The sequence below is a fragment of the Streptomyces fungicidicus genome (assembly GCF_003665435.1).
Lineage (GTDB): Bacteria > Actinomycetota > Actinomycetes > Streptomycetales > Streptomycetaceae > Streptomyces > Streptomyces fungicidicus.
Map to the genome: position 1 here is coordinate 3,375,803 of NZ_CP023407.1, position 17,644 is coordinate 3,393,446.

The 17,644-nt window shown below is 74.0% G+C and carries 15 protein-coding genes and 1 pseudogene; 7 read left to right on the forward strand and 9 right to left on the reverse strand.

Annotated features, from left to right (window positions below):
• Positions 1–4: 4 nt before the first annotated feature.
• The gene (locus CNQ36_RS15160; RefSeq protein WP_121546406.1) at positions 5–1,045 is read left to right on the forward strand and encodes a GlxA family transcriptional regulator; all 1,041 of its coding nucleotides are present in this window, start codon (positions 5–7) and stop codon (positions 1,043–1,045) included.
• Positions 1,046–1,542: 497 nt separating this feature from the next.
• Here the strand turns inward: CNQ36_RS15160 and CNQ36_RS15165 are convergent, their stop codons facing one another.
• The 3 genes from CNQ36_RS15165 to CNQ36_RS15180 all read right to left on the reverse strand — a co-directional run bounded on the left by CNQ36_RS15165 (position 1,543) and on the right by CNQ36_RS15180 (position 3,568).
• Complete coding sequence (locus CNQ36_RS15165) at positions 1,543–2,010, reverse strand: ATP-binding protein (protein ID WP_040906903.1); 468 nt, start codon at positions 2,008–2,010, stop codon at positions 1,543–1,545.
• 513 nt (positions 2,011–2,523) lie between these two features.
• Positions 2,524–3,036, reverse strand: a complete 513-nt coding sequence (locus tag CNQ36_RS15175; protein ID WP_004930128.1) for an EF-hand domain-containing protein — start codon at positions 3,034–3,036, stop codon at positions 2,524–2,526.
• A 151-nt stretch (positions 3,037–3,187) separates the two neighbouring features.
• On the reverse strand, positions 3,188–3,568 hold the full coding sequence (locus CNQ36_RS15180) for an STAS domain-containing protein (RefSeq protein WP_004930125.1): 381 nt from the start codon (positions 3,566–3,568) through the stop codon (positions 3,188–3,190).
• A 362-nt stretch (positions 3,569–3,930) separates the two neighbouring features.
• Between CNQ36_RS15180 and CNQ36_RS15185 the strand changes: the two genes are divergently transcribed.
• Together CNQ36_RS15185 and CNQ36_RS15190 are read left to right on the forward strand one after the other, a co-directional pair.
• Positions 3,931–4,512, forward strand: coding sequence for a sigma-70 family RNA polymerase sigma factor (locus tag CNQ36_RS15185; RefSeq protein WP_004930124.1), 582 nt, complete (start codon positions 3,931–3,933; stop codon positions 4,510–4,512).
• Between the two features lie 26 nt (positions 4,513–4,538).
• Positions 4,539–5,654, forward strand: a pseudogene (locus CNQ36_RS15190) (maleylpyruvate isomerase N-terminal domain-containing protein); the annotation flags it as partial.
• A 166-nt stretch (positions 5,655–5,820) separates the two neighbouring features.
• On the opposite strand, the gene purU reads toward CNQ36_RS15190, so the two are convergent.
• Both purU and CNQ36_RS15200 read right to left on the reverse strand, forming a co-directional pair.
• Positions 5,821–6,702, reverse strand: coding sequence for a formyltetrahydrofolate deformylase (purU, locus tag CNQ36_RS15195; protein ID WP_004930117.1), 882 nt, complete (start codon positions 6,700–6,702; stop codon positions 5,821–5,823).
• A gap of 47 nt (positions 6,703–6,749) precedes the next feature.
• The gene (locus tag CNQ36_RS15200) at positions 6,750–7,196 is read right to left on the reverse strand and encodes an SCO4402 family protein (protein ID WP_050782503.1); all 447 of its coding nucleotides are present in this window, start codon (positions 7,194–7,196) and stop codon (positions 6,750–6,752) included.
• A 172-nt stretch (positions 7,197–7,368) separates the two neighbouring features.
• Here CNQ36_RS15200 and CNQ36_RS15205 point away from each other — a divergent pair, with 172 nt between their 5' ends.
• Positions 7,369–8,682: an ABC transporter substrate-binding protein gene (locus CNQ36_RS15205; protein WP_121546409.1), complete on the forward strand. Its 1,314-nt coding sequence runs from the start codon at positions 7,369–7,371 to the stop codon at positions 8,680–8,682.
• A 45-nt stretch (positions 8,683–8,727) separates the two neighbouring features.
• Here CNQ36_RS15205 and CNQ36_RS15210 read toward each other — a convergent pair whose 3' ends face one another.
• Both CNQ36_RS15210 and CNQ36_RS15215 read right to left on the reverse strand, forming a co-directional pair.
• Complete coding sequence (locus CNQ36_RS15210) at positions 8,728–10,476, reverse strand: hypothetical protein (protein WP_121546410.1); 1,749 nt, start codon at positions 10,474–10,476, stop codon at positions 8,728–8,730.
• Positions 10,477–10,653: 177 nt separating this feature from the next.
• A complete protein-coding gene (locus CNQ36_RS15215) occupies positions 10,654–12,039 on the reverse strand; it encodes an NsdA family TPR-like regulatory protein (RefSeq protein ID WP_121546411.1) in 1,386 nt (461 codons plus the stop codon).
• 308 nt (positions 12,040–12,347) lie between these two features.
• Between CNQ36_RS15215 and CNQ36_RS15220 the strand changes: the two genes are divergently transcribed.
• The 3 genes from CNQ36_RS15220 to CNQ36_RS15230 are packed head-to-tail and all read left to right on the forward strand — an operon-like array spanning position 12,348 to position 15,432.
• Positions 12,348–13,010, forward strand: coding sequence for a bifunctional DNA primase/polymerase (locus CNQ36_RS15220; protein ID WP_121546412.1), 663 nt, complete (start codon positions 12,348–12,350; stop codon positions 13,008–13,010).
• A 44-nt stretch (positions 13,011–13,054) separates the two neighbouring features.
• Positions 13,055–13,831 carry an ABC transporter ATP-binding protein gene (locus CNQ36_RS15225; protein ID WP_121546413.1) on the forward strand — a complete coding sequence of 259 codons (777 nt, stop codon included), beginning with the start codon at positions 13,055–13,057 and terminating at the stop codon, positions 13,829–13,831.
• On the forward strand, positions 13,828–15,432 hold the full coding sequence (locus tag CNQ36_RS15230; protein ID WP_163013272.1) for a transporter: 1,605 nt from the start codon (positions 13,828–13,830) through the stop codon (positions 15,430–15,432). The genes CNQ36_RS15225 and CNQ36_RS15230 overlap by 4 nt, the downstream gene beginning before the upstream one ends.
• 36 nt (positions 15,433–15,468) lie before the next feature.
• Here CNQ36_RS15230 and CNQ36_RS15235 read toward each other — a convergent pair whose 3' ends face one another.
• A complete protein-coding gene (locus CNQ36_RS15235; protein WP_004930098.1) occupies positions 15,469–16,347 on the reverse strand; it encodes an alpha/beta fold hydrolase in 879 nt (292 codons plus the stop codon).
• A gap of 459 nt (positions 16,348–16,806) precedes the next feature.
• Positions 16,807–17,499 carry an iron-dependent transcriptional repressor DtxR gene (locus CNQ36_RS15240; RefSeq protein ID WP_121546414.1) on the reverse strand — a complete coding sequence of 231 codons (693 nt, stop codon included), beginning with the start codon at positions 17,497–17,499 and terminating at the stop codon, positions 16,807–16,809.
• Positions 17,500–17,644 lie beyond the last annotated feature (145 nt).

Consider the following 17,644-nt stretch of genomic DNA (forward strand, 5'->3'; position numbering starts at 1 on the left):
GGCCATGGATCCGGCCGCCCCCGCGCACCCCTCCGCCGACTTCCGGCCCCACCGCGTCGTCGTCCTCGCCCTCGACGGGCTGCTCCCCTTCGAGCTGGGCATCCCGCACCGCATCTTCGGCCGCCCCAGGGACGGGAAGGGCCGGCCGCTGTACGAGGTCGTCACCTGCTCGGTGCGGCCGCCCGGGCCGGTGGAGACCGACGCCGACTTCGCCATCCACGTCGCCCACGGCCCGGAGGCCATCGCCACCGCCGACACGGTGGTCGTCCCCGCCTCCTACGAGCTGGGCCCGGTCTACGAGCGGGGCGAGCTGACGGACGAGCTGGCCGCCGCGCTCGCCCGCGTCCGCCCCGGCACCCGGCTCGCCTCCATCTGCACGGGCGTGTACGTCTTCGCCGCCGCCGGCTATCTCGACGGCCGGCCCGCCACCACCCACTGGGCCGACGCCGAACGCTTCCAGCGGCTGTTCCCGCGGATCGACGTCGACCCGGACGTGCTGTTCGTCGACGACGGCGACATCCTGACCTCGGCGGGTGTCGCGGCCGGCATCGACCTGTGCCTGCACATGGTGCGGCGCGACCACGGCGCCGCCGTGGCCAACGACGCGGCCCGGCGCACGGTCGTGCCGCCGCACCGGGACGGCGGGCAGGCGCAGTACATCGAGCGGCCGGTGCCCGATCCGCAGCAGTCCTCCACGAGCGCCGCCCGCGCGTGGGCGCTGGGCCGGCTGCACGAGCCGGTCCAGCTGCGCGACATGGCCGCGCGGGAGGCGATGTCGGTGCGCACCTTCACACGGCGCTTCCGGGAGGAGACCGGCGTCAGCCCGGGGCAGTGGCTGACCCAGCAGCGGGTGGAGCGGGCCCGGCACCTGCTGGAGTCCACGGACCTGTCCGTGGACCAGGTGGCGCGCGACGCCGGTTTCGGCACGGCCCAGTCGATGCGGCAGCACCTCCAGGCGGCGCTGGGCGTGACTCCCACGGCGTACCGGCGGACGTTCCGGGCCGGCGGGCGGCGGGCGGGGACGACCGTGCCCGCCGGGGGCTGAACCGCGGCCCGGCGAAAAGTTGTCCACAGGCTGTGGACGGGGCCGGTGATCCCGTCGCCGGTGGCGGTGCGGCGCTGTCCGCCCCGAGCACGGCAGCACCGCACCGCTCTTCGGCTCCGGCACTCCTCCCCGAGTCCCCCCGGCCCCGGGGAGCCGCCACCGGATCACGACCCACACTCGTCGAGGGCCCCCGTCGTCGGGCCCTCGCCGTCCCCTCGCGGCGAATCGCTGACGAACAGCGTGATCACGCCGTCACGGCACGTCAACACCTCTTCGGGGGGCAATGACACGATTGGGGCATATGCCCTGTTCATCGGCACCGCGCACGGAAGCACACCCGGCGCACCACCCCACACCCCCACCCGGCCGGCCGCGCCACCGTGCACCCGTACACCTGCGGGAGGCGCGGGAAACCGCGCACGAACGCGGTGCGGGACCGTACCGCCGTGCGGCTCCGCCGGGCGGCAGCGGTCCACCGCGGCCCGCCCCGCCCGCCCTTACACCGCCTCGTAAGCCATCCCGCCGTACGCCGCGGTGCCCGCCTCGCAGGCGGGCGCGCTCCTGGACCCCCGCGCACAGCGGTCCAGCTCGCACCAGATCCGCTTGCCGGTCCCCTCCGCGCTCCATCCCCACCGGTCGGCCAGCCCGTCCACCAGCGCGAGCCCGCGGCCACCCGTCGCCTCGCCGTCCACACAGCGCGGCACCGGCGCCCGGCCGCTGCGGTCGGCCACCTCCAGCCGGACGGTGACCTCCCCGGCCCCCGCCTCCGCCCCCGGCAGGGACAGCCGCAGCACGGCCGGACGGCCGGTGTGCACCACGGCGTTGGTGACCAGTTCGGAGACGAGCAGGATCAGCGTCTCGGCGAGCGGTTCGTCGGCCTCTATCCCCGACCCGGCCAGCCGCGCGCGGGCCCACCGCCGGGCCCGTCCCACCTCAGCGGGGTCGGGCCGGATCTCCAGCTGCACTCGAAGCACCTGCACCGCTCACACCATCCGAACCGGCGGACACTTGGACTCGCGCCTCACGATGGCCACGATCGTAGCCATTTTCTGCATGGCCAGAACAACGGCCGGGACAGGGGTCACACAAGGTGAATTCCCTGTGGGACAGCATGGTTGACGCACAGTCACGTCAACAAGCGCTTCAGGCATATTCCAGCGCGAAGGAGTACGGGTGCGGGATACTGTGCGGCCCCCGGCGGGGCCGGTCGCACGGACGCCGGCGTTCTGCCTGGCCACGCGGCGGGGAGCCGCGGGCACCGGCCGGTACGGAACCGCCTCGGGGGCGGCTCCGGCGCGGCGTGCACCCGGGACCACTCGCATCCCGCACAAGCTACCGGAGCGGACGTCCGACTCCGGGCCGTGACGAGTGCCGCACAGGACACAACCCGGTATCGACGCTGCGTGATCATGAAAATGCCACGATCCGTGACATCCACGCGGAGATCGCGCGGAGATCGCGGGAAAGCGCGGGCCCCGCTACTCGGGAACGGTGAAGTAGCGGGCGAAGGCCCGTACGGTCTCCTCCTCGCCGACCCTGCCGTCGCCGTCCGCGTCCAGCGCGGCGGCGGCCGTGCGGGCGAGGTCGTCCGGGACGCCGAGCACCGTGAGCATCCGCGCGGTGTCCGCGACGGTGGCCGCGCCGTCCCCGTCGGTGTCGGCGACGGCGAGCGCCGCGTGCAGGAAGGGGCGGGCGATCTCGGCGAACCGCTCCGGGTTGTCGCGCAGCCGCTTGACCGCGCCGTTCACGAACTCCTCGCGCGTGATGCGCTGGTCGCCGTCGCGGTCCGCGATCCCCGCCATGCCCTGCCAGAACGCCTCGGCGCCGATGTACAGGGCCTGGCCCCGGTCGGAGCGGGCCGCGGTGCCGAACTCGGCGAGCAGCGCCTTGGCCGCTCCGCTGAAGTCCTCGCGGTCGATGTAGCCGTTGCCGTCCTGGTCGAAGCCGGCGAACCTGGCCGCGATCCTGCTCTCGTACTCGCTGGTGACCATGTCTTCCTCGGGCCGCCTTAGGTCAGTGGGGTCGTCTCGCTGGGAGCGTACGTGCTGGAGGGCCGCCCGAGGGCCCGAAGACGACGCCTGGGCCAAGACCGGGGGAATAACGGGACAAGCGTGTGACACGTGTGAGCGGCCGCACTCCGCGTCAGGCCGAGAGCGGCCGGGAGTTCCCGTCCACCGCGGAGGGGACGTCCGCGTGTATCTCGAAGAGGCGGCGGACCCCGAGGGCCCCGAGCACCTTGTTGACGTGGCTGCCGTCGGCGGCGCCCCGCGCGGGAAGGATCAGGCGCAGGTTCCCCTGGCAGGAGCGGAGCAGCCGGCGGGAGGCGATGAGCACCCCGACCCCGCTGGAGTCGCAGAACCACACCTCCGAGAGGTCGAGAACCAGGCTGTGCCTGCCCTCGGCCACCACGTCGTGCACCCGCTGGCGCAGCACCGGGGACGTCATCAGGTCCAGCTCGCCCGACACCCGGAGCACGGCCCATTCGCCGTGCTCCTTGTCGGTCACTGTGAAGGTCACCACCACGCCCTTCGCTCGCTGAAACGGAAGTAGTCCCTACGCTTCCTTGCAGCGCGGCTGCCCCACCCGCCGTTCCCTGAAACGCGAGCCAAGAAACGGTTATCGAACAGAAAGGGCTTAATACGGGCGCTTTTTCGATCCGATGCGATCGGTTCCGATCGGCACGCGAAGGGGCACACTCTGCCCGTGCGGCATCCGACGTGCGCGGGCGGTCCTTTACCATCTCCGGCCCGATCGGGGGCGCACATTGCCATAAAGGGGCGTGCGCCCTCATACGTGCCGACTACATTCGGGAGATCACCGGCCATACGACGGACCCGGGCACCGACCAACCCGGGCGCGCGGAGGAACAGGGGGTGTGGGGCCGCATGCCGAAAACCGACGTACCGCCCCGGTGGGACCGCAAGATGCAGCAGCGGCTCGCCCGCGGGGAGGCCGCCGCCCTGGGGGAGCTCTACGACCGGTTCGCCTCCCTGGTGCACGGCCTCGCCCATCTCGTCGTCGGCGACGAGCGCGCCGCCGACGCCGTCACCCGGGACGTCTTCGCCCACGTCTGGGAACACCCGGAGTCCTACGACCCCAGGCAGGAGCCTTTGCGCACCTGGCTAGCCACGCTGACCAACCGGCTGGCCGTGCAGCGGCTGCGCAGCGCCGGCACCGCGGCGCTCGCCCGGGGCGGTCCCGGCACCGCGGAGGACCTGGAGCGCAAGGTGCGGCACGCCTCGGTGGCCGCCCGCGCCGACTACATCGTCCAGTCCATGCCGGCGCCGCTGCGGGCCGCCCTGGAACTGGCGTACTTCCAGCGCCGGGACTACCGCCAGACCGCCGCCGACCTGGGCGTCACGGACGACGAGGCCCGCCGCCGGCTCCGCCTGGGCCTGCAGCTGCTGGCCACCGCCCACGACACCGAGGCCCCGGGCACCTCGCCCGGGATCGGGGGTGCCGCATGAGCGTGAGCCCGGAAGGCGAATCCGCCGGTCCACTCGTACTGGAGCACCGCGTGCTGAAGTCGCTGCTGGGCGCCTGGGCGCTGGCCGCCTGCGGACCGGCCGAGGCGGAGGCGGTCGAGGAGCACCTCGGCACCTGCGGGCCGTGCGCGGACGAGGCGCTGCGGCTGCGCGAGGCGGTCGGACTGCTCCAGCGGCCCGAGAGCCTCGACCTGGACCCCGGGCTGCGCACCCGCGTCCTCCGGTCCTGCCTCGAACGGCGCCCGTCGCGCATCCCGGTGCCGGACTGGGCCGCCTCCTACGACGCCGAGACCGCGCGGCTGGACGCGCTGCTCCAGGACTTCGGGGACTCCGAGTGGCACGCGCCGGTGCGGCTGCGCTGGTACGAGTCCGACGAGGCGAGCAGCCGCCGCACCACCGTCGCCGGGGTGATCGCGCATCTGCTGACGGTCGACGGGCTGGTCGCGGTCGCCCTGGGGCTGGCGGACCCGCTCGGCACCGTCGCGGCCGCCCGGCGCACCCCCGCGGACCGCACCGAGGCGTACTGGCGGGCCGCCCACGGCCCGCCCACCCGCTCGGTGCGGGCGCCCTGGCGGGAGCAGAGCCACGCCCTCGTACGGACGGTGTCCTTCACCGGCGGCGGCACGGGCCGGCTGCCCGTGTCGTACGGCGACTACGAACTGCCCCTGCGCGACGCGATGCTGGACCGGGCGTTCGAGTGCTGGGTGCACGCGGAGGACATCGCCGAGGCGGTGGACTACCCCTACGAGCCGCCGTCCGGGCGGCATCTGCACCGCATGGTCGACCTGGCCGCGCGGATGCTCCCGGCCGTGCTGGAGCACCGCCGCCTGCACGGGCTGTCCTCCCGGGTGGAGCGGCGCCTCGTCGCCGCCGGGGAGCCGGGGCGCAGCCTGCGGCTGGAGATCGAGGGGTCCGGCGGAGGCGAGTGGCTGATCCCGCTGGACTCCCCCGCGGCGAAGGGCTCCGCCGAGCACGAGGTGGCGCATGTCGCGCTGGACGGCGCGGAGTTCTGCCGGCTGGCGGCGGGCCATGTGCCGCCCCGGGAGGCGGCCGCGGGGCAGGTCGGCGACCGCGACGCCATCAGGGACGTGCTGTTCGCGGCGGCGAGCATGAGCCGCATGTAGGAAGGGGCCGGTCTCGTCGGCGGGTGCGGGTCGTTCGTGGTTGCTCGCGCAGTTCCCCGCGCCCCTTGAGGCCGGTCCAGTGGACCTACCCGGAAGGGGCGCGGGGAACTGCGCGAACGGCCACCACGCACCCGCACCCGCCGGCGCGGCGGACGACCCGGTGCCGTCAGGCGAAGACCACCGTCCGGCGCCCGTTCAGCAGGATGCGCCGCTCCGCATGCCACTTCACCGCCCGCGCCAGCGCCTGGCACTCCACGTCCCGGCCGACCGCGACCAGCCCCTCGGGCGTGACGTCGTGCCCCACCCGCTCGACCTCCTGCTCGATGATCGGCCCCTCGTCGAGGTCGGCGGTGACGTAGTGGGCCGTGGCGCCGATGAGCTTCACACCCCGCGCGTGCGCCTGGTGGTACGGCTTCGCGCCCTTGAAGCTCGGCAGGAAGGAGTGGTGGATGTTGATGATCCGCCCGGAGAGCTGCTTGCACAGGTCGTCGGAGAGGACCTGCATGTAGCGGGCGAGGACGACGAGTTCGACCCTCTCCTCCCGCACGATCTCCAGCAGCTTGGCCTCGGCCTCCGCCTTGGTGTCCTTCGTCACCGGGATGTGGTGGAACGGCACGTTGTACGACGCCACCAGTTCGGCGAAGTCGGTGTGGTTGGACACCACCGCGGCGATCTCCACCGGCAGCGCGCCGGTCCGCGCGCGGAACAGCAGGTCGTTCAGGCAGTGCCCGAACCTGCTGACCATGAGCACGATGCGCATCTTCGCGTCGGCCCGGTTGATCTGCCAGTCCATCTGGAAGGAGTCGCCGATCGCCGCGAAGCTCGCCCGCAGCTTCTCCACGGTCACCGGGGCGTCCGCAGAGAAGTGGACGCGCATGAAGAACAGTCCCGTGTCGTGGTCCCCGAACTGCTGGCTGTCCTCGATGTTGCAGCCGGTCATGAAGAGGTAGCTCGACACGGCGTGGACGATGCCCTGCTTGTCGGGGCAGGACAGGGTGAGGACGTACTGGTCGGCCGGGGCCGCGGCTCGGGTGGACTGCTCGCTCATGCGGGAAAGGGTCCCACACACGGGGTCACGGCCGGCCGGCCGTTCCGCTACGCGGACCGCGTCAGGATCCGCAGTACCTCGAGCGGGCTCGGCGGGGCGTCGGGGTCGTCGCCGTCGCTCGCCGCCATCCGCATGTGCGCGTCCCGCGCGGCCCGCGTCGCCTCCGGCCACCCCTCGTGCTCGAGGTAGGCGGTCACCGGCGCGTCCGGGCCGACCTGGTGCATGATCCGCAGCACCCGCAGCACCGCGGTGTCGACGAGCGCCGCCTCCTGGGAGTCCCGGAAGATCGTGCCGACGTACTTCTCGGCGGACCAGTTGTCCAGCCAGGTGTCCTCGACCAGCCGGTAGACGGCGTCGGTGACGTCACCGTAGCCGTCGACCCCGGCCAGCCAGACGTCCCGCTGGAAGGCGGTGTCGGAGAGCATGTGCAGCGCGGAGCGCACATTGCTGCGCCAGCGCCACCACGGCATGTCGTTGTGTGGCATGCCGCCCATGGTGGACGAGCGACGGCCGCGACGGGAAGTGTTCTCCGAACCCTGCACGATCGTCGATCGTACGTTTCCGCATCTCCCGGGTCCCACCGGGCCCCGTAATTCACCTCGGTGTCACCGTCCGTTGACCAAGGGTCACTCGCGGGTTGGCCGTGTGGCGGAATCGTGTGTGAGCATGACCGGCAGGCGACGCATCCGCAGTACGTTCCTCCCCCGCCTCCTGACCCGGCGCGCGAGAGCCGGCGCCCTGACCACGGGCGCGCTGGCGGCCTGCGTGTCGCTCGCCGCCGGCTGCGGGGTCGTCCCCGGTGCCACGGGGGGCTCCGGGGACGACGGCCCCATCACGGTGATGACCTGGGCGCCCGAGGACACCGACGCCACCAACAAGCCGGGCATGCCCGCGTTCGCCGAGGCCTACGCCCGCTGGGTGAACTCCCAGGGCGGCCTCAACGGCCGCCCGCTCAACGTGCTGACCTGCAACGACCGCAACGACACCGTGGCCGCCGCGCGATGCGCGCGGCGCGCGGTGCAGGAGAAGGCCGTCGCCGTCGTCGGCTCCTACAGCCAGTACGCCGACTCCTTCATGCCCACCCTGGAGGGCGCGGGCATCCCGTACATCGGCGGCTACGGCGTCACCAACAACGAGTTCACCAGCCCGCTGTCCTACCCGGTCAACGGCGGCCAGCCGGCACTGCTGGCCGGCCTCGGCCGCACCCTCGCCGACACCTGCGGGCCGGTCACCCTGATCCGGCCCGACACCATCGCGGGCGACCAGCTGCCCCCACTGCTCGACTCGGGCCTGGAGGCGGGCGGGCACCCGCCGTCCGGCGACCAGCGCGCGGCGGACGACGCCACCTCGTACGACGGCCAGGCGCGGCAGGCGCTGCTGCGCGCCACCACCGACGCGGCCGACCGGGGCTGTGTGGTGCCCGCTCTCGGCGACCGCACGGGCACCTTCATGGACTCCTTCCGCAGGGCCCGCGAGGACTTCCCCGAGGTGCGCACGGCGACCGTGCTGGGCAGCGTCGACCAGACGGTGCTCGACGCGTCGGGCGGGTCCTCGGGGCCGTACGAGGGGGCGTACGTCACCGGCTGGTACCCGGCGGTGAACGACGCGAGCTGGGGCCCCATGAAGAAGGTGATCAAGGAGGAGGCGTTCGGCGACAACCGGGTCGACGCCGCCGACGCCGGGGTGCAGACCACCTGGATCGCCTACACCGTGTTCCGGCAGGTCGTGGAGTCGCTGGGCGACGGCGAGGTCAGCGCGGACACCGTGACCGGTGCGCTGAACAGCGGTCTGAAGGTCACCACGGGCGGGCTCACCCCCACCCTGCGGTGGAACTTCCAGGACGAGCTCGCCGCCGTCGGCTTCCCCCGCCTGGTCAACGCGAACGTGACCCTGCAGAAGGTGAAGGACGGCCGGCTGGTCGCGGCCGGCGACGGCTTCACCGACGTGACGAAGACGCTCCGCGGCGCGGACCTGGGCTGACCCGGTTCCGCCCGGCCGGGCGGAACCGGGTGCGGCGGGCACCGGTCACAGCTGGGTCGGCTGGCGCTCGGTCAGCCCGTACTGCCTGGCGATCGCGTTCCACAGGTCGGCGGCCTTCTTCTTCTCGGCCGTCGCGGTGCCGCTGGCCCGGTTGCCCGCCTGGGTCTGGCCGGTCGTGCGGGCCTGGCCCTTCTTGCAGCCCTTCTTGCCCGCGGTCTGGTCGGCCCAGGCGGCGTAGTGGTTGTCGGCGGACGCCGACGCCTCCCACGCCTTGGTGAGCGCCGCGGTCAGCGCCTCGTGGTCGGGCAGCTTGTCCACCGACAGCCCGGAGAGGTCGGTGACCAGCCGGCTGCGCTGCCCCGCCGCGTCCCGCAGGTCCTTGGCCGCCTGGCCGAGCTCGCGGCAGGCCTTCACGTCGGCGACCGCGTTGATCACGGTGGTCCGGCTGTCGCCGCTGTCGGCGAGCAGCTTGTCCAGCGCGACGGCCTGCTGCCGGACCGGGTCGGCGGACGGCGACGGGGAGGCCTCCTCGCTCGCGGGCGCGGTGGCGGACACCGTCTGGTTGTCGCCGCCGTCGTCGTCACCGCCGCTGTTGCCCATCAGCGCGCCGGCGCCGACGCCGAGCACCGCGATGCCGACGCCGACGGCCGCGATCAGCGGCACCCGGGAGCCGGTGCGGCCGCCGCCGCGGCCGCCGCTGTCGCGGCCGGCGCGCCGGCCGCCGCCCTGGGCGGGCGGCGGGGTGTGGGCGGCGCGGGCGGGCGACCCGTGGTCGACGCGCGGGAGCTGCTGGGTGGATCCGGCCGGGCCGGCGTCGTCGCTGCGGAAGAGGCTGTCGAACTCGGCGGGCGGCTGCCGGTTGCCGTCACCGGGCGGCATGGCGCCGTAGGGCTGTCCGGCGGGCTGGTCGGTGACGGGGGCGATGTACTGGGTGGCCTCCGCGTCGGGGCTGCCCGCGGCGGGCGCCTGCGGGGACATGCCCGGGTACGGGGCCGCCCCGGAGCCGTGCGCGGGGGGCATCTCGGGCGGCAGCGCGCCGGGGCTCACGGGGGGTATGAGCTGCGTCGCGCCCTCGTCGCCGCCGGCGGGGGGCACCGGCGGCAGGTACTGGGTGGCGCCCTCCGACCCGTCGGGCGCGGTGGCGGGCATGTACTGGGTGGCGCCTTCCGACCCGTCGGGCGCGGTGGCGGGCATGTACTGGGTGACGCCCTCCGACCCGTCGGGCGCGGCGGGCGGCGGGTACGCGACGGCGCCGTCGGGGACGGGGGGCGGCAGGTGCGCGCCGTAGCCGCCGGGGGCGGGGGCGCCGTAGGGGGCCGCGGGCGGCGGCGCGGCTCCGGCGGCGGAGCCGTACCGGCCGGGCGGGGCGGCTCCGCCGGGGTGGCCGCCGTATCCGGCGTTCGGGTCGTACGGGGCGGGGCCGCCGTGGGCCGGGGCGCCCTCGGGCGGGAGCGGGCCGGGGCCGGGAGCCGGGGCGGGCGGGTGCTGCGCGCCCCAGGGGGACGGCTCCGGGGCGCCCCACTGGCCGTCCGCCTGCGGCTGCCAGTCCTGGCCGTGCGGCGGCGGGGCGGGGTTCTGCTGCTCCGGGCCCCAGGGCGTGCCCCAGGTCTGGCCGCCGGGCGGGGCCGAGGCGGGGTACCCGCCGCCGGAGTTCCGGCCGTCCGCGCCGCCGCCGGGCGCGACCGGTCCGGTCGTCATGCCCGGCAGCAGGGGTTCACCACCGTCGGAGGGCAGCACGATGCCTTCGCGCGCGGGGCGCGCCGAGGGCTCCTCGCCCTGTCCACTCTGCGTCACCGGGACTCCTACTAATGGGGGACCTTGTGAATCGTCGGCTCACGCTACCGGGTCCCCGGAGCCCGGTGCCACGCAGCACAGAGCCCGACCTCCTGCCCTGTGAGCGCGGTAACAAAACCGGGTCACCGCACGCTGGTTACTCCACCTCCGTTTCCGGCCCGTCCCCGCGCGGCCGGCTCACGCCGCCGCCTGGAGCTCCATGCGCGCCCCGAACTCCCTCACCACGGACTCCTCCCGGTACGGCTCGAGGCGCTGCTGGAGGTCCTCCAGGTACTCCGCGCCCCGGTTGGACCGGAGCCCGTTGAGCAGTTCCATCGCCTTCAGGCCCGTACTGCAGGCCTGCTCGATTTCACGTTGCTGCACCTGGGCCGTGGCCAGCAGCACGAGGCCGATCGCCCGCCGCCGCGCTCGGGACGGGGGATGCCCGTCCAGCGACTCGCGGGCGCACCGCGCGGCGGCCTCCGCCTGACCGAGGTCCCGGTGGCAGTGCGCCAACTCGTCAGCCAGATAGGCCTCGTCGAAGTGCGCGATCCACACCGGGTCGTCGCCGGCCGCCGGGTCGGCCGCCTCCATGGCGGTCACCGCGCGCCCGGCCGTCGTGAGCGCGGCGCTCGCGTCCCCCATGAGCGCGTGCCCGCGCGCCTCCGCCGCGAGGAACATCGCCTCCGCGCGGGGGGTCACGCGCCCCCGCGCGCCCTCCTGCGCGGCGCGCGCCAACTGCGCGATCTCACGCGGGTTTCCGAGCTGCGCGGCCAGATGGCTCATGGAGGCGGCGAGCACATAGCCGCCGTATCCGCGGTCCCCGGCGGCCTGCGCCAGCCGCAGCGCCTGGATGTAGTAGCGCTGGGCGAGGCCCGGCTGCCCGGTGTCGACGGCCATGTACCCGGCGAGTTCGGTGAGCCGGGCGACCGCCGCGAACAGGTCGCGCCCCACGGCCTCGCGGTAGGAGCCCGCAAGCAGCCCCGAGACGACGCTGTTGAGGTAGTGGACCACGACCGGGCGGACGTGCCCGCTGCCGAACTGGTGGTCCAGGTCGACCAGCGCCTGCGTCATGGACCGTACGGCCGCCACGTCGGACTGTCCGACGCGCGGCCCGGCGGAGCGCGCCACCTGCCCGTCGGGCGCGGAGATCAGCCAGTCGCGGCTCGGCTCCACCAGCGCGGAGGCGGCGACGGAGGAGCCGGACAGGAAGTCCCGCCGGCCCACGTCGCTGCGCCACAGCTCGCAGACCTGCTCGATGGCCCCCAGTACCGTCGGCGAGAACTGGAGACCGACGCCCGAGGCGAGGTTCTTGCCGTTGGCCATGCCGATCTCGTCGATCGTGACCGTACGGCCCAGTTTGCGGCCCAGCGCCTCCGCGATGGTCGCCGGCGCCCGGCCCCGCGGCTGCTGTCCGCGCAGCCAGCGGGCCACCGACGTCTTGTCGTAGCGCAGGTCGAGGCCGTGCTCCGCGCCGCACATGTTGACCCTTCGGGCCAGCCCGGCGTTGGAGCATCCGGCTTCCTGGATGAGCGCCTGCAGCCGTTCGTTCGGCTGCCGGGCGACGAGCGGCCTTGCGGCCATGGCGTACCCCCTGAGGCTGCGGTGCCCTGCCCACGCACCGGGTTGACGTGTCTTCCGCGGCCGTACGTCTCGCGTCCCGGCGAGAAAATCCGGCCGGGAAGATCAATGCCCCGGCGAAGTGCCTACAATGCGGGACATATGAGGTTTGCCGGGGTAACGGCAGTTGCCGGCCCCACTCCTGGTTACCCCACCCCGGGCGGGGATCCTCCCGCGCGCCCCCATGGATGCACCCATGCGCCCCGAACGGGGGGCCGGTGCTCCTCCCCCGCGCATGTGCGGGGGCGTAACCCCTGGTGACGGCCGTAGTTGTGTTCATCGTGGAAGAGACGATCGCGGGCGCCGACGCCGTACAGATCCCGACGCAGCGCGGGGAATCGCTGCTGGACACCGCCGTGCGGTACGCCGAGGAGCGGCACTGGGACGTGGTCCCGGGGACCTGGCTGGAGTCCGCCGGCGGGGTGCGGCGCTGCTCGTGCGGTGACGCCGCGTGTCCCGCGCCCGGCGCGCACCCGGACCGTCCGGACTGGGCGGCGCGGGCGACCGGCAGCGGCACCGCCGCCCGCCGTATGTGGCGGACGCGCCCCGACGCCTCGATCCTGCTGCCCACCGGCCGGACGTTCGACACGGTCTCCGTGCCGGAGACGGCGGGGTTCCTGGCGCTCGCCCGGATGGAGCGGATGCGGCTGACGCCGGGTCCCGTCATGGTGACGCCGGACCGGCGGACGGAGTTCCTCGTGCTGCCGGGGGCTTCCGCGAAGGTGCCGGAGCTGCTGCGCCGGCTGGGGTGGGAACCGTCGGCGATCGACCTGGCGGTGCGCGGGCAGGGCGACTTCGTCGCCGGGCCGCCCACCCGGGTCGGGTGCCGGGGGGCCGTGCAGTGGGTCCGCCGGCCCACGGCTGCGAACCGGTGGCTGCCCGATGTGGAGGAGCTGGTCCCGTCGTTGGCGTACGCCTGCGGTCTCGACCGGTGAGGGTTCCGCACTCCCCGTAGGCTTCGTCGCCGACGGAGGGAGACGTGGTGACTGTCAGCGCCGTGAGCGTGCGAGGGCTGTGGAAGCGGTTCGGGGAGCAGGTCGCGGTCGGGGGGATCGATCTGGAGTTGCCCGCCGGGCGGTTCATCGGACTGGTGGGGCCCAACGGGGCCGGGAAGACGACCACCCTCTCCATGGTGACCGGGCTGCTGCGCCCCGACGACGGCACCGTCGAGGTCGTCGGGCACGACGTGTGGCGGGACCCGGTGGAGGTCAAGGCGCGCATCGGGGTGCTGCCGGAGGGGCTGCGGCTGTTCGAGCGGCTCTCCGGGCAAGAACTGCTCGCCTACTCCGGCCGGTTGCGGGGGATGCCGGGCGCCGAGGTCGACAAGCGGGCCACGCAGCTGCTCGACGTCCTCGACCTGGCCGGGGCCCGGCACAGACTCGTCGTCGACTACTCGACCGGCATGCGCAAGAAGATCGGCCTGGCCGCCGCGTTGCTGCACAACCCCGAAGTCCTGTTCCTGGACGAGCCGTTCGAGGGCGTCGACCCGGTCTCCGCGCAGACCATCCGGGGAGTGCTGGAGCGGTACACGGCGTCCGGCGCCACGGTGGTGTTCTCCTCCCACGTCATGGAGCTGGTCGAGTCGCTGTGCGACTGGGTGGCGGTGATGGCCGCGGGCCGGATCCGGGCCCACGGGCCGCTCGCCGAGGTGCGCGGCGACGCGCCGTCGCTGCAGCGGGCGTTCCTGGAACTCGTCGGCGCGGAGGGCCGCCACGGCGGCTCGGACCTGGACTGGCTGGGCGGGGGCTCCCGGTGAGCGCCCCCGCGGCCGCCGCCCTCACCCCCGTCCTCGTCCGGCTGAAACTGTCCCTCCTGCGCAACGGCTTGCGGCAGTCCGGCGGGCGCCGGACTGCGTACATCGCCTCCGCCGTCGTCGCCCTGCTGTTCGCCGCGCTCCAGCTGGTCGGGCTGATCGCGCTGCGCGGCTTCGACCACGTCGACTCCCTGGCCGTGCTCCTGGTGACGGTGCTGGGGCTGGGCTGGGCGGTGATGCCGCTGTTCTTCCCCGGCGGGGACGAGACCCTCGACCCGACCCGGCTGGTGATGCTGCCGCTGCGGCCGCGGCCGCTGGTGCGGGCCCTGCTGGTGGCCTCGCTGGTCGGCATCGGGCCGCTGTTCACGCTCTGCCTGCTCGCCGGCTGCGTGATCGCCGTGGCGCACGGCGGGGCGGCGTTCGCGGTGGGCGTGCTCGCCGTGCCGCTGGCGCTGCTGGTGTGCGTGGCGCTGGCGCGGGCGGTCGCCGCCGCCAACGTGCGGCTGCTCACCAGCCGCAAGGGGCGGGATCTCGCGGTGCTCAGCGGGCTGGTGATCGCCGTCGGGGCCCAGCTGGTCAACTTCGGGGTGCAGCGGCTGGGTTCCTCCGGTCTGGAGCAGCTGGAACCGGCGGCGGCCGTGCTGCGGTGGCTCCCGCCGGCGTCGGCGATCGGCGCGGTGCACTCGGCGGGCGAGGGCTCGTACGGCGTCGCGCTGGCGCAACTGGCGCTGAGCGCCGCCGCCTTGGCGGTGCTGCTGGTCCTGTGGTCGCGGTCCCTGACCCGGCTGATGACGTCGCCGGACGGTTCCACCCTCCAGGCGGCCGGGGACACGGTGGCCCGCGACCGCACACCGGGGGGCCTCGCCGGGCTGCTGCCGCCGGGCCGTACCGGTACGGCCGTGGAGCGCAGTCTGCGCTACGTGCTGCGCGATCCGAAGACGAAGGCCGCGTGGGTGACCTCGCTGGCGATCGGACTGATCGTGCCGCTGTTCAACGCCTGGCAGGGCACCGGCTCGGTGTACCTGGCCTGCTTCGCGGCCGGGATGCTCGGCGTCCAGATGTACAACCAGTTCGGGCAGGACACCTCGGCGTTCTGGATGGTCGCGATGACGATCTCGTCCACCCGGGACGCCTACGTCGAGCTGCGTGCCCGCGCGCTGGCGCTGCTGCTGATCACGCTGCCCTACGCCACGCTCGTCACCGTGCTGACGGCGGCGGTGCTGGGCGACTGGGCGCGGCTGCCGGAGGCGCTGGGACTGTCCTTCGCGCTGCTGGGCGCGATGCTCGCGACGGGCGCGTGGGCCTCGGCCCGGTTCCCCTACTCCATCCCGCAGGAGGGCTACAAGAACGTCGCCCCCGGGCAGGCGGGGCTGGCCTGGATCTCCCTGGTCGGCGGCATGGTCGTGGCGGCGGCGCTGTGCGTCCCGGTCATCGCCCTCACGGTCTGGGTGAACGTCGGCGAGGGCGGCGAGCAGTGGCGGTGGCTGCTGCTGCCGGCGGGCACGGCGTACGGGGCGGCGCTGACGCTCCTCGGCCTGCGGCTGGCCGCCCCGCGCACGGCCGGCCGCCTCCCGGAGATCCTGACGGCGGTCAGCAAGGGCTGAGCTTCCCGGACCCCGCGCGGGCCCGCGGAAGCGGGGTCAGGGGGTGCCGAGCGAGTCGAGGAAGGGTTCGATCGCCGCCAGCCAGGTCTCCGGCTGGTCGTAGTGGACCAGGTGGCCGGCGTCGGCGACCTCCGCGTACTGGCCGCGCGGGAGGACGCGGACCATCTCCTGGGCCTCCGCGCGGCCCAGTTCGCCGTCGAGGCCGCGGACCACCAGGGCGGGGCAGCGCACCTGGGCCAGCTCCTCCCAGTGGGCGTCGAACACCCAGGTCTCGCGGGAGCGGAGCATCTGCTCGGGGTCGAAGACGGGGCGCCAGCCGTCGGGCGACTCGGCCATCACCTCGGCGTAGAACTCGCCGCGGGCCGGGTTGGGCCGCTCCACCCAGGGGTCGTCCTCGCCGAACCACTTGCGCACGTCGGCGAGCGTGGCGAACGGGACCGGCCAGGCCTTGAACCACTCGGCCCACTCGCGCTGCGAGGCGGCGCCGAGGGCGGAGGCCCGCATGTCGCAGACGATCAGCCCGCGCACCAGGTCGGGGCGTTTCGCGGCCAGCTGCCAGGCGGTCAGCGCGCCCATCGCGTGGCCGATGAGGACGGTGGGGCCGAGGCCGAGCTGCTCCAGTGCGGCCTCGGCGTCGTCGACGTAGGCGCCGCGGGTGAAGGAGGCCTGTGGGGGCTTGTCGCTGCGGCCGTGGCCGCGCTGGTCGAGGGCGACCGCCCGGTACCGCCCGGAGAGCCGGCGGGCGGTGGACGCCCAGTGCGAGGCGCGTCCCATCAGGCCGTGCAGTAAGAACACTCCGGGGGCGTGCTGCGCGGCGCTCTCCGCCGGGTCGGCCCCGTCCTTGGGCGGGTCCCCGAACTCCCAGGCGGCGAGCCGTACGCCGTCCGCCCCCGTCACGTCGATGCGTCGCGCCATGCCCTGGCACCCCCCAAGCTCGCTGCCTGCCCGCTGCCCGTTGTGCTGGCCCTGCCTGTTGCTACCGCCCGCAGATTATCGAATGCGCATTCGAACACGCCTTCTTGCCCGGTAACACCCCTCGTTCGAGTGACCCCCGGCGGGGATTGATCGCCGTGGCCCGGGGGAGATCTTCAGCGGGAGGCGGGCCGCTCGGGGAAAACGGTCCGAGGGGATTGACCCTGGGAGCTCGGGGCTCCGGGTCAGCACAGGGGAGGACAGGCCCCGGCGCCGTGCGGCGCCGGGGCTCCTCACGTGGTCACGGCACATCGTCCCGCCCCTCCTCCGCCGGGATGACATCGCTGTCGGGCCCGGCCAGAGCCCTCAGGTCATATGCCTCACGCGACAGCCTCGCACGCGAACCCCGCGGGCGCTGCCCTTCCACAGACCGGATCCGGAAATCGGCGCGTTCACACCCGCTCAGGGCTTGGCGACGAAGACGTGCGACGCCACCTCCGACTCCAGCTCGGCCGCCTCGCCGCTGCTGCCCACCAGCACCCCGCCCGCCGACTCGGTCACGCTGACCACCGAACCGGGCTGCACGCCGGCCCGGCGCAGCGTGTACATCAGCTGCGCGTCCGTCTGGATCGGCTCGCCGATCCGGCGCACCACGACCGTCTTGCCCCCGGCGCCCGGGTCGAGGTCGGCGAGGGAGACCATGCCCTCGTCCAGGAACGGGTGGGCGCCGTCCTTCTCGCCCAGCTCCTCCAGGCCCGGGATCGGGTTCCCGTACGGCGACTCGGTCGGGTGCCGCAGCAGCTCCAGGACACGGCGCTCGACGGCCTCGCTCATCACGTGCTCCCAGCGGCACGCCTCGGCGTGGACCTGCTCCCACTCCAGGCCGATCACGTCGACCAGGAGACACTCGGCGAGGCGGTGCTTGCGCATCACGCGCGTCGCCAGCCGGCGGCCCTCGTCCGTGAGCTCCAGGTGCCGGTCGGGGGCGACGGAGACAAGGCCGTCACGCTCCATGCGGGCCACCGTCTGGCTGACGGTCGGCCCGCTCTGGTCGAGCCGCTCGGCGATCCGGGCACGCATGGGGACCACACCTTCCTCTTCCAGCTCGAGGATGGTGCGGAGGTACATCTCCGTGGTGTCGATCAGTCCGGACATACATGCCCCTTGATGAGATCTGCGGATGGCTCTGCCGGAGGCCGGCCGGCTCACCGGCGCGTGCGCCGGCCCGGGACTCAATTCTTGCGCATGGGACCGACAAGCGGGCCGCGCCATGGAAACGGAGGGCTTCCGGGCGTGGAAA